Raw genomic sequence first — 11,653 nt, forward strand, 5'->3', positions numbered from 1 at the left:
CGTCGTCGGTACGCGCGAGGCGGTCATTACAATTGGCATCGTGCAGCGATTTAGGGGGAACGTTTTGGTGTCTGAACAGGCAAATGTTGATTGTGCTGCTGGCTTTGGCGTGCGCTTGATCGGCTGTGCCGACGATGCGGTTTTGCCCATTGGCATGCACGACTATGCGGAGGCCCTTGGTTGCTGCATGCTGGTTGACAAGACCATGTTTATTGCCGATGTGTTGGACTGCGACGCGTCCGTTGTGGTGTGCTGTCGACCCGAGGGTTTTGGCAAGAGCATGAACTTGTCGATGCTCAGGGCTTTTCTGGAGCGTCCAGCGGTCGGTCGCTCTGGTCAGCGTTTGTTTGCCGATGCTCAGATTTGGGATGCGAACGGCGGGCGCTATCGGGATGAGTACGCTTGCTATCCGGTGATATCGCTGGACTTTTCTGGCGCTGCGAGGCGTGGCCCCGCTGTTGCCGACGTCGTGCGCGATGCCCTTTCGGGCGAGTGCGCTCGCTTGTTGGCGCTCTTGGAGGCTCCGGATTTAGCTCGAGATAAGGTGCGTCACATCGAACGTGTCGCGCGTGGCGTGGCGAGCGCGGACGAGGTTGACTCGGTGCTCGGTGTGCTCATAGAGCTGCTGGAGATTGCCTGCGATGAGCAGGTTGTATTGCTCGTTGATGGGTACGATGCGGCGTGGTCTCGCCGTGCGAGCGCGAGGGACGCTTCCGACGCCGATCCGGCAGAACTACTTGACCGTGCGCTGTTTGACGCCATTGCCACTGCGCGCGGTTCGTTGCGGCTGACGTGTCTGATGGGGGAGTGTCCCGGTCCTGCCGAAGCGGCGCTTTCTTCGCGCGGCTGCTCGTATTGTCTGACGACGCCGCTGTCGGCGTGGTGTGACCGTTGGTTCGGTTTTTCGGATGCCGAGGTCGAGGCTCTTTTGAATCATGCTGGGCGCGAGGAATACCTGAATGATGCGCGTGAATGGCTTGAGGGGTATCGGTTTGGCAGGGCCTATTGCTCGAGTCCAGAGCGTGTGATCGGTTTTCTGGGCCGAGGCTGCACGGCGCCTGTGCGTGCCGATCTGTATGGATATGCCGATTGCCTGAGTAGGGTAGTTGCCGGGTGGAATCTCGACCGCCTTTCGGTCTTGTTTGATTTGCTCGAGGCCCATGGGTGCGCTGAGGCCCCGCTTTGTTTGGGCACTGCAGAGCCAGATGTCTCGCCTGACGATGGCATGTGGACAGCGCTGTATCTGTCCGGTTTTCTCACGACGGATATGACTGAGGAGCCAGAGCATGGCGATCGCTTCCGTGCTTTGCGATTGCCCAATAACGAGCTTCGCCAGGCCTTGCGTCTAGTGATTATTGAGTGGTTTGAGTGCGCTGCAGAAGACATTCGAGACGTCGATGCGTTTCGCGACGGGCTGTGCCATGGGAACGAGGATACCGTGAGGCGGGCGCTAAGCCGCATCTTGGGAGATGCGGGAATCGGTGCGACCGACCCAGATACACCGCTGCCATATCACCTACTCTTGCAAGGACTCTGCTTTGGATTGCCGGGCTATGCCAATCCTGCCTCGAGGCGAAAGTGTGGCGCGGGTCGCTGGGACATCCAGGTTTTTCCTACGGGCGCCGTGTTCGACATAGCCGATACGATCGGTATGCTCGATGAACGTCCGCTGATAACGATCAACATGATGTATGACCCCGGTGTGGATGCGCTGGGCCTGGAATTGCTGGCCGTGCAGTCGCTACTCGACATAGAGCGCGACGGCATCGACGAAATCCGTGTGCCACGCCCCGGCGTGGGTCGCATGCGCTGGGGGTTCGGTTTTGATGGGCAGCATGTGGCTACGGTGTGCCAGCGGCTTTAAGCGCCGAGGTGTTTCCGACTTCCGTTACTCGGTGTCCTTCATGGGCGGCATGGGCTTCCAGTTGGGGTCCTTGATGATCTTGCGGGCGTCCTTCATGCCGCGGCGCAGCGCCGGAATTCCGGTCTTAAAGCACTTGTCAACGGCGGCCAGGCGAATAAATTCCTTGCAGAAGGTCGCGGCGTTGCCCAGACGGAACAGCACGGGGTGATAGTCGCCGTAGATCTGCATGTAGCGGGCCAGATAACCGCGGTTGCGCATGATGTAGTAACGGTTGGTGTCGCTCGTAGAGTTGAGCTGGCGCTTGCCGGCGATATCCCAGTTAGAGACAGCGCGGGCGCGCTTGAGAACCACGTCGGCAACAACGGCGGCGGGGAAGTGCTGGCTGGCCACGTAGCCATAGCAGGCATCGTCGCCGTAGATAAAGAAGCGCGCGTCGGGCAGGCCAATCTTGTCGACCACGCGGCGCGAGAACATGCCGCCCTCAAAGCACAGCTGGTTCATGGTGCGGTAGCCCTCGGGACCCAGATCCCACTTGGCGACAGGGTTTGGAATGCCGAGCGAAAGGATCAGTTGGTACTGCCAAAAGAACGCGCCGCCGTCGAAGTCCAGGCGCGAACCCTGGATGACATCGTAGCGGTCGGTCCACTTGGCCAAGCGCTCGATGCCTTCGGGGATGACGAGCACGTCGTCGTCCATCACCCAGAACCACTGGGCGCCCAGGTCGTAGGCGCATTTAGTGCCGGCGGAGAAGCCGCCCGCACCGCCGCCGTTTTCGAGCTGCGGTGCGTAGATGACGCGGTCGGTGCCGCCCTGCGCGTCGGGCTGCTCGGTGTCGATGCCCCACAGGTTGGCCAAGCGCTCGTTGAATGCGGTGCACATGGCCTCGGTCTCGCGCGAATTCTCGTTATCGACAATCACGATGCGCCAGGGCGTTGCCGTGAGCTCGGTCATGGAGTCGAACAAGTTGGCCAGGAGTTCCTGGCGCTTGTACGTAACGACGACGATGGCGAGCTTATCGATGGGAGCGGGGAGGGTTGAAGGCATGGGGCAATATATCCTTTCACGCGCGGCGGGCGAGTGCTGCGCGGAAGCTATCGAATACGTCCTTGGGACTGTCCTATTGTAAAGGCTCGGCGCACCTTGGCGGCAAGCTTTGAATAAAACGCAGGAACCTGCCACGGGCCCGCCGCATGACGTGGGGCTGCTTTGCCCGCAAGAGGCTCCATAGATTATATAAACGCCCGCTGGCGCGCTGACCCTTTGATACCATGAAACGACAGGTATTTCCTAAGGAGCACATTTGTCTACTAACGCCTCTGGCAGCCCTGTTCTGTCGCTGCTTATTCCCATTTACAATGTTCAGCGCTACCTGCGCGAGTGCCTCGATTCCGCCCTGGCGCAGACGCTCAAGGATATTGAGATCATCTGCATTAACGACGGGTCGACCGACAACTCGCCGGCGATAATCCGCGAGTATATGGAGCGCGATGGGCGCGTCAAGATGATCGACAAGGCCAACAGCGGCTACGGCGACTCGATGAACCACGGTCTGGAGATGGCACGTGGCAAGTACGTTGGTATCTTGGAGTCCGATGACTTTATGGCGCCCGACGCACTCGAAAAGCTTGTCTCGGCCGCCGATAGCAATAATGCCGACTTTGCGAAGGCGAACTTTGATTTCTACTGGTCTAAGCCCGAGGAGCGCCGTTCGCTGCACGAGATGTTTAAAGCCAAGGACTGTGGCAAGCCAGTGCACCCGAGCGATACGACGCAGTTCTTTAAGCAAAAGCCGTCGATTTGGTCGGCCGTGTACCGTCGCGATTTTCTTGAGCGCAACGGCATTACGTTCCTGCCGACTCCGGGGGCATCCTTTCAGGACACGTCATTTGCCTTTAAGGTGATCGCGTGCGCCGATAAGGCTATTTACCTGCACGATGCCGTGTTGTCGTATCGCCAGGACAACGAGAATTCCTCGGTCAATTCTTCAGCTAAGGTCTTTTGCGTCAATACCGAGTATGCCGAGATTGAGCGTTGGATTCGAGAGGATTATGCCCGCGACCACGCAAGCGGCGATGTCGCGCGCATGCTCAAGTTCAACCAGCTCATTAAGTACGATTCATACATGTGGAACTACGTGCGCCTGGCGCCTAAGTTCTATAAGGAGTTCCTGGTTCAGATGGCTAAGGAATTTCAGGCGGCCTTGGACGCGGGGGAGTTTTTGCTTGACGACCTCAAACCGTGGAAGCGCGCAAATCTCGCTGCCATCCTCAAAGATCCCGAGGGCTGGGTTGACGAGCATCCGAGTTTTGCGACGGATGGTGCCTTGGGGCGTGCTAAGTATTACGCCTCGGTTGGAGGCCCAGGCGTGGTCGCCGCCTTCCTCATCGAATCGCTGAGGGGGTAGGTCGGCATGGGAGAGGCCTCGTGTCCTAAAGTTACCATTGTCGTCCCCGTTTACAACTCTGCACGCTCCATTCAGCGATGCCTCGATTCGCTGTTGGTCCAGTCTGAGTGTTCGATTCAGGTTGTCTGCGTCAACGACGGTTCGACTGATGATTCGTTGAACGTGTTGCGCCAGATCGCGCAGGCCGACGATCGCGTACTGGTGATTGACCAGGAAAACGCGGGTGTCTCGTGTGCTCGAAATGCCGGTATCGATGTCGCCGAGGGCGAGACCGTCTTTTTTGTGGACGCCGACGATTACATCGATGCCCAGACGGTCGAGCGCGTGCTGCATGCCATGGAGTCTGCGGATGCCGAGGCCGCCGTTTTTGGCGGCGTCTGTGAACCTGCCGATGCTGCCCCCAAACGCGTCCAGCAACTCATGAGCCCCAAAGCTGGTACCTTCGGCGCCCGCGATCCTCAACTGCTGTTCCATTCGAATGCGCAGCCCTATGCCTGCCGTGCGGCTTTTTCGCGCGAGCTGCTCAATCGCGAAGGCATTCGCTTCGCCCCCGGTTTGGCTTTGGGCGAGGACGTCGTCTTCCAATTTGCGGCTTATGCGCTTGCCCGCAGGACCGTCGTCATGCCTGACAAGTTCTACCACTACGTGATGGAGAGCGAATCGGCGACGCACGAGTTCAACAGTGCCGAGGCGCGCGCCAAAAAGCTTGACGCCCACATGAAGATGCTCGAGGAGGTCTTGGAAGACTGGGCGGCCTATGGTCTTTTGGACCTGTGTCCCGGTGAGCTGATAACTTGGTTTTTGGACCTAATTGTGTTCGATCTGGCGCGCTTGGATGCCGATGACTTCCATCGCGTGGCGGCTCGCGTCAACATGGACCTCACGACGTTTTTGGGAACGGAGTGGGCGGATATGCCTGCTAAGGGTGCCGTTCGCCGTGTTGCCCACAAGCTCGTTGCGGCGACCTCGGGCGTTTCGATGGCAGACGCCACGCTGTTCTATCTTTCGACTCGCGGTCTCAAAGCCTGCCTGGAGCGCTTTCTATAATTCCAAGCGCTGCCGCCCGCCGCAACTCGGCTGCTAAAATAACCCTGTTACACGCTATTCAACGGGAGGTTCTCTTGCAGAACTCTGATACCCCTAAAGTTTCGCTGCTTGTCCCCATTTGCAATGTCGAGCGCTATCTGCGCGTGTGCCTCGATTCCGCCGTGGCGCAGACGCTCAATGACATCGAGATCATCTGCATCAACGACGGCTCCACCGATAGCTCGCCGGATATCATCCGCGAGTACATGGAGCACGACCCCCGTGTAAAGATGATCGACAAGGCCAACAGCGGCTACGGCGACTCGATGAACCGTGGCCTGGAGATGGCGCGCGGTGAGTACGTGGGCATCCTTGAGTCCGACGACTTTATGTTTGAGGATTCGCTTCAAAAGCTGGTCGCCAAGGCCGATGCTGAGCATGCCGATGCGGTAAAGGGCGACTTTTATCTGTATTGGTCCACGCCCAGCGAGCGACGTGAGCTGTTTGGGATTATCGACGAGCATATGACGGGCGCCGCGTATCGCCCCGTCGATCGCCCGGGCATCTTCTACCGCAAACCTTCCATTTGGTCGGCTATCTATCGGCGCGCGTTCCTCAACGACAATCAGATTCGCTTCCTTCCCACGCCGGGTGCCTCGTATCAGGATGCGGGTTTTAACTTTAAGGTCTGGGCATGCGCCGAGCGTGCTGCGTTTATCGCGGACCCCATTTTGTGCTATCGCCAAGACAACGAGAAGAGCTCCGTTAATTCGCCCAACAAGGTATTTTGCGTGTGCGACGAATACGCCGAGATGCAGCGCTTTTTGGATGAACGCCCCGAGCTTAAGGCTCAGCTTCAGGGTATTTTAATGCGCATGAAGGTCGATACGTACCGTTGGAACGATGAGCGCCTGGTCGATGAACTGCGCGAGCAGTTTTGGAAGAAAGCCTCGTCCGAGCTCAAGGCCGACTGGGATGCCGGTCGCTTTGATCTGTCGCTGTTTGATCCGCGTGGCGAGACCGACTTGCGCCTGATGGTCAAGTCGCCCCGCGCCTATATCGATTCGCGCTTTGACTTTAAGAAGCCGGGCAAGCTCAATACGTTTAAACATTACTTTAAGATTGGCGGCCTGCCGCTGGTCTGGCGTGTGCTGACGTATCAGTGCACCTACGGCGACAACCCGCACCCCGATGACGTTCCGGCCGCACAGTAGGAGCGAGTGACTATGGCTACCCCCAAGATTTCCGTTGTCGTTCCCATCTATAAAGTGGAGGAGTGCCTGGCCTGGTGCCTGGACTCCCTGCTTGCGCAGGACATGCCCGATTGGGAAGGCGTGCTGGTCAACGATGGCTCGCCGGACGGCTCGCGCGATATTGCGGCTGCCTATTGCGAAAAGGACGCGCGCTTTACGCTGGTCGATAAGGAGAACGGCGGCCTGTCGAGTGCGCGTAATGCAGGCATCGCCGCGTCCACGGCGCCTATCGTTGCGTTTTTGGATTCCGACGACCGATTTACGCCCGATGCATGCCGCGTGATCGTCGATGCCTTTGAGCGCGAGGACTGCGACGTTTTGACCTTTGGCGCGAATCCGTATCCGCTTGAGGCGGGGTATCCGTGGCTTAACTATGTGCTGAGCCCGCGCGATGTGTCGTTTGAAGGCTATAGCTCCGACCTACTGTTTAAGGAAGCATCTCGCCCGTTTGCATGGCGCACCGCCTGCAAGCGTGAGTTTTTGCTGGGCAACGGGATCGTGTTCGACGAAACCGTTAAGTATGGCGAGGACCAGGTCTTCGATTTTGCCGTGTACGGTCGTTCGCACAAGACCGCGCTTATCTCGAACAAGCTGTATGATTACCGCGTGGCGCGCAAGGGTTCGCTCATGGACACCATGCGCTACGACGACGAGACGCGTCTGCTGGAGCACGTGAAGATTTACTCTGCGGTGCTGGCTGACTGGCAGCGCGACGGTCTCGATGCTCAGCATGCCGATGACCTGGCGTACTTCCTCTGCGATCTGGTGCTGTACGATGCGCTCAGGCTGTTGAGTACGGATTGCGGCAAGGTGTTTGCTGCCGTTGCCACGGCGCTTGCCGGTTCTGCCGTGGGCAGCGATGCTGCGCTCGCACAATGCGCTCCTTCTGTTGCTGCTATGGTGCGTGCGGCGCTTACCAGCAAGGCCCCCAATGTCCGTGCGTGCAAAAAGCTCATGTTCGATTACGATGTCTTGAGGTTTGGGCGCCTGGGTGCCTGCAAGCGCGTGGCAGCGAACGCCCTGGGAAAGCGAGAAGTGTAGATGAGTATCAAGCGTTTGGCACTTTGCCGCAGCCAGGGCCGTCTTTTTGTGCTGCTTCGTTTTGCCGGTCAGGATGTCGCCGCGCTTATTGAGCGGGAGGCCTCTCAGGCGTTTGCCCATGCGACTACGAGCGGTTCTTGTTTGCCGTCACTGGTGCTCCCGGTCGATCATGGCCGTGTGCTGGCGCTATGCCCTTCTGTTTCCGATTACGAGCGCGAGCTCGCCGTTTTGGTGCTTCCGTTTTTGGATGGCTCGTCGATGGATGCCGTTTTTGCATCCGGTGGCCAAAGGTTGGGCTCTATTCGTCTCGATAGCCGCGTGGCCAAATTGGAATCCAAGATTAACTACAAAGCAAAGCCTGCGCTGTGCGCGCTTATCCGCGATGCGCAGCGTGGCGAACACTGCGGCCGCTACGAGATCGATGCCATTCGCTATTTGCCGGCAGACGTCGGCGCGGTGTGGCGCTATGAGGTTACCTGGGCGGGAGACCCCCAGTGCGCGCCTGAGCTCCAGATCTTCGATACGCATATGAATGCCATCGATGTTACCGTGCATGTGTTTGAATCGCAGGTCGATGTTCCGCAGCAGAACGGATGCCGCATCAATAAATCGTATCTGAGTGTTGAGATGCCTCAGGATATACGAGATTTTGTCGCGATCGTGAGCGATCCCACAGAGCGGATCCAAAGCGGGTTTTGCGCCATGGATGGTCGCCTGTACAACGGCATGGTCGACGACAGCTGGAACCGTATGAAGGACGCGCGTGCAGACGACGCAGCTTATCGACGTTGGTTTGAGCAGCATCGCGCAAAGCCGGGCGATTTGGCGTGCCAGCGTGTCGCTTCGGCGGCCTTTGCCTATAGACCGCTCGTGAGCATTGTGGTGCCGTGCTACAAGACTGATCGGGTCTACCTGCGCGAGCTGCTGGAATCGGTGCAAGCCCAGAGCTATGACAACTGGGAATTGCTGCTTATGGACGCCTCGCCCGAATGGGACGCGGTGGCCACCCTTGCGGCAGGTGCCAACGACGAGCGCATCCGTCGCATCGAGCTTCCCGGCAACGGCGGCATTGTGGTCAACACCAACGCAGGTATCGAGCAAGCGACAGGCGACTACATCGCTTTCTTGGACCACGATGACATTCTGGAACCGGACGCGTTATTCCAGTATGTTTCCGCGCTGAACAAGGCGGCCGAGGGCGAGCGTCCCCAGGTCCTGTTCTGTGATGAGGACATGTTCCAGAAAACGGGGGAGTGGGGCCAACCGGTCTTTAAGACCGTACTCAACGTCGACCTGCTCTATAGCCATAACTGCGTGACGCATTTCCTGATGGTGGAGAAGGCGCTCATCGATCACATTGGTATGTCCCCAGAAGACGTTGCGGGCGCCCAGGACTACGACTTGACGCTTCGCTGCCTTGCAGCCGGCGCGCGCTTTGAGCACGTTGCGCATGTGCTGTATCACTGGCGCGTGCATCCGGGATCGACCGCCGATGGCTCTGCCGATAGCAAGCCGTATGCCATTGAAGCGGGTCGTCTTGCGCTGCAGCGCCACTTTAACGCGCTGGGCGTTCACGGAACGGTCGAGGAGACCGAGACGCCGTTTGTCTACCGCATGCGCCATGCGCTGCCGGAGCCTGCGCCGCTGGTGAGCATTGTGATCCCCACCAAGGATCACATTGAGACGCTCGATGCCTGTGTGATGTCGATCGCCCAGAAGGCAACGTATGCCAACTTCGAGATCGTCTTGGTGGAGAACAACAGCGAAGCCCCGGAGACGTTTGCGTATTACGAAACCCTGCCAGAGCGCGTGGCTGCAGCATCCGAAGGCAAGGGCATCGCGCGCGTTGTGTACTGGCCGGGCGAGTTCAATTACTCTCAGATCATCAATTTTGGTGTGAAGCACGCCAAGGGTGACTACCTGCTGCTGCTGAACAACGATACCGAGGTCATAAGCCCGGACTTTATCGAAGAGATGATGGGCTATCTGCAGCGTCCCGATGCGGGCGTGGTGGGCGCCAAACTCTACTTTGCCGATCATCTGGTGCAGCATGCCGGCATTTTGATTGGCGTGCGTGGCGCACTTGCCCATGCCAACCAGGACTTCTCGGCAAAGCGCGAGGGCTATCTTGCCCGTGCCGTGCGCCCGGGCAACTTTAGCGCCGTGACGGGTGCCTGCCAGATGGTGCGACGCGACGTATTTGAGCGCGTCGGCGGCTACAACGAGGAATTCGCCGTCGGTTTTAACGACGCAGACTTTTGCCTGCGCGTGTGGGAGGCGGGTTACCGCACCATCTTTACGCCCTATGCCGAGCTGTACCACTACGAGTTCACCTCGCGCGGCAGGGAAGAGGCCAACGAGGAGAAGCTGCGCCGTTGGAAACGCGAACAGGCACTGTTCACGCAGCGCTGGCCTGAGTTCTTCCTCGATGGCGACCCGTGGCTCGGACCAAACCTATCCTCCGACAGTGAGTACTTCTCGTTTTAGTGCGAAGTAATGCCAAGGTCCGGCAAAGTATCCTCCAGAGCTGCAAGAGCGGTGGGGTTCAGGTACTCCTCGTTCAAGCAGCTCTTGTCATATCGAAAACGTGCCTCAAGATTTTTACAGGTGGTTGTATTAAATCGGTTCGCTCATGCGCTCAGTTTGCCTTAGAAGCTATTTGGCGTAACGGTTGGGGTTCGGCGACTCATATTTAAATTGCAGTCACAAAGACACCTTTTATCGATTTCCCGTTGAAATACTGAATTGATAGTTTAAAAATAACTTAAGAGAGCCTTAAATCTCGGAGAAAGGATGTCGTATGAAAAACGTTCGAGAAAGATGGCGCGGACTAACAGTGCTGGGAGTTGTTGCATTTGCCGCTGTCTGCATGACGGTTGCCCCGGCGCCCTCATTTGCTGATATTGCTGGCGGTGGCGGAGGCGGTGGACCGATTACGGAATGGTGTTCCGACGGTCGTCCGAAGACTGGACTCGTTCGGTGCGAGGACGGCAACCTTCGCTATTTCGATCCCGAAACTGGCGCCATGGTCACGAACCAGTGGCATAACGAATACGAAGCTGTCTGGTACTATTTTGGCGCTGACGGGATCGCGGTGTCGGGCTGGCAGTCTATCGGTGGGGACAAGTATTACTTCTACCCCGAAAGCCATGATATGGCATACGGCCGAGTTCAGATTGACGGCAAGAACTACTTCCTGAACACCCCTGGTGCCAACGCCGATGGCCGCATGCAGCATAGCGGCTGGCTCTATGACTCCATCTATGGAAAGTGGTTCTATGCGACCTCCAGTGGCGAACTGCTGACCGGTTGGCATAATATCGGTGGAACTTGGTATTATTTCGACGAGTATGGTGTCATGCTGACCGGCTGGATCAACGTTTCGGGGACGTGGTACTACGCCAACGCTTCCGGTGCGATGGCCACTGGCTGGCTCAACATCGGCGGTACGTGGTACTACCTCGACGGTTCGGGCGCCATGGTCGCTAACAGCTGGCGCAGCCTCGGCGGCTCCTGGTACTGGTTCGGCGACTCCGGTGCAATGGCCACTGGCTGGTTCTTGGCAGGCGGCTCTTGGTACTATGCGAGCGGTTCGGGCGCCATGGCAACCGGCTGGCTCAGCAATGGCGGCACGTGGTATTGGCTCGGAGGTTCGGGCGCTATGGCCTCTAACTCTTGGGCTAACGTTGGTGGAGTTTGGTACTGGTTCGACGATTCCGGCGCGATGGTTACCGGCTGGCGTCAGGTCGGCGGCGCCTGGTACTACTTTAGCGGTTCCGGCGCTATGGCCCACGACGCCTGGGTCGGCGACTACTACCTCCAGTCTTCCGGTGCCATGGCTACGAATGCCTGGGTTGGCTCCTACTATGTCGGCGAGGACGGCAAGTGGATTCCGGGCTATGGTTTAGTTTGGTATAAGAGCGGTAGCCATGTTTACCATACGCATAAGTGCCGTACCGTTGGCAAGGACGCAAAGGGCTATTCGCAGATCTCTATCCAGGAGGCCCAGAGGCGTGGCGCTTCACGAGAGTGCAAAAACTGCCAGCAAATTGGCTAGTACATTAC

8 protein-coding genes are annotated in these 11,653 nt (G+C 58.1%); 7 read left to right on the top strand and 1 reads right to left on the bottom strand.

Translation table 11 applies throughout. The features are described from left to right. Positions 1 to 67: 67 nt before the first annotated feature. Positions 68 to 1,864, top strand: coding sequence for an AAA family ATPase (locus tag LK493_RS01490; RefSeq protein ID WP_227789876.1), 1,797 nt, complete (start codon positions 68 to 70; stop codon positions 1,862 to 1,864). Positions 1,865 to 1,888: 24 nt separating this feature from the next. On the opposite strand, the gene LK493_RS01495 is transcribed toward LK493_RS01490, so the two are convergent. Beyond that, positions 1,889 to 2,908, bottom strand: coding sequence for a glycosyltransferase (locus tag LK493_RS01495; protein ID WP_217750375.1), 1,020 nt, complete (start codon positions 2,906 to 2,908; stop codon positions 1,889 to 1,891). 256 nt (positions 2,909 to 3,164) lie between these two features. Here LK493_RS01495 and LK493_RS01500 point away from each other — a divergent pair, with 256 nt between their 5' ends. The 6 genes from LK493_RS01500 (at position 3,165) to LK493_RS01525 (ending at position 11,645) form a co-directional block, all read left to right on the top strand. Next, complete coding sequence (locus LK493_RS01500; RefSeq protein ID WP_195544759.1) at positions 3,165 to 4,268, top strand: glycosyltransferase family 2 protein; 1,104 nt, start codon at positions 3,165 to 3,167, stop codon at positions 4,266 to 4,268. 6 nt (positions 4,269 to 4,274) lie between these two features. After that, positions 4,275 to 5,315 carry a glycosyltransferase family 2 protein gene (locus tag LK493_RS01505; RefSeq protein ID WP_195246958.1) on the top strand — a complete coding sequence of 347 codons (1,041 nt, stop codon included), beginning with the start codon at positions 4,275 to 4,277 and terminating at the stop codon, positions 5,313 to 5,315. 74 nt (positions 5,316 to 5,389) lie between these two features. After that, complete coding sequence (locus tag LK493_RS01510) at positions 5,390 to 6,508, top strand: glycosyltransferase family 2 protein (protein WP_158554610.1); 1,119 nt, start codon at positions 5,390 to 5,392, stop codon at positions 6,506 to 6,508. Positions 6,509 to 6,520: 12 nt separating this feature from the next. Next, positions 6,521 to 7,588: a glycosyltransferase family 2 protein gene (locus LK493_RS01515; RefSeq protein WP_117746658.1), complete on the top strand. Its 1,068-nt coding sequence runs from the start codon at positions 6,521 to 6,523 to the stop codon at positions 7,586 to 7,588. After that, positions 7,589 to 10,075, top strand: coding sequence for a glycosyltransferase family 2 protein (locus LK493_RS01520; RefSeq protein WP_227789877.1), 2,487 nt, complete (start codon positions 7,589 to 7,591; stop codon positions 10,073 to 10,075). 313 nt (positions 10,076 to 10,388) lie between these two features. Continuing rightward, positions 10,389 to 11,645, top strand: coding sequence for a hypothetical protein (locus tag LK493_RS01525; protein WP_227789878.1), 1,257 nt, complete (start codon positions 10,389 to 10,391; stop codon positions 11,643 to 11,645). The last annotated feature ends 8 nt before the right edge of the window (positions 11,646 to 11,653 follow it).

It is taken from the genome of Collinsella aerofaciens, assembly GCF_020709435.1.
Taxonomy (GTDB): domain Bacteria; phylum Actinomycetota; class Coriobacteriia; order Coriobacteriales; family Coriobacteriaceae; genus Collinsella; species Collinsella aerofaciens_AU.

Coding starts and splice junctions, on each gene's coding strand:
- LK493_RS01495 (WP_217750375.1), bottom strand. CDS start 2,908: ATGCCTTCAACCCTCCCCGCTCCCATCGATAAGCTCGCCATCGTCGTC.
- LK493_RS01505 (WP_195246958.1), top strand. CDS start 4,275: ATGGGAGAGGCCTCGTGTCCTAAAGTTACCATTGTCGTCCCCGTTTAC.
- LK493_RS01515 (WP_117746658.1), top strand. CDS start 6,521: ATGGCTACCCCCAAGATTTCCGTTGTCGTTCCCATCTATAAAGTGGAG.
- LK493_RS01520 (WP_227789877.1), top strand. CDS start 7,589: ATGAGTATCAAGCGTTTGGCACTTTGCCGCAGCCAGGGCCGTCTTTTT.
- LK493_RS01525 (WP_227789878.1), top strand. CDS start 10,389: ATGAAAAACGTTCGAGAAAGATGGCGCGGACTAACAGTGCTGGGAGTT.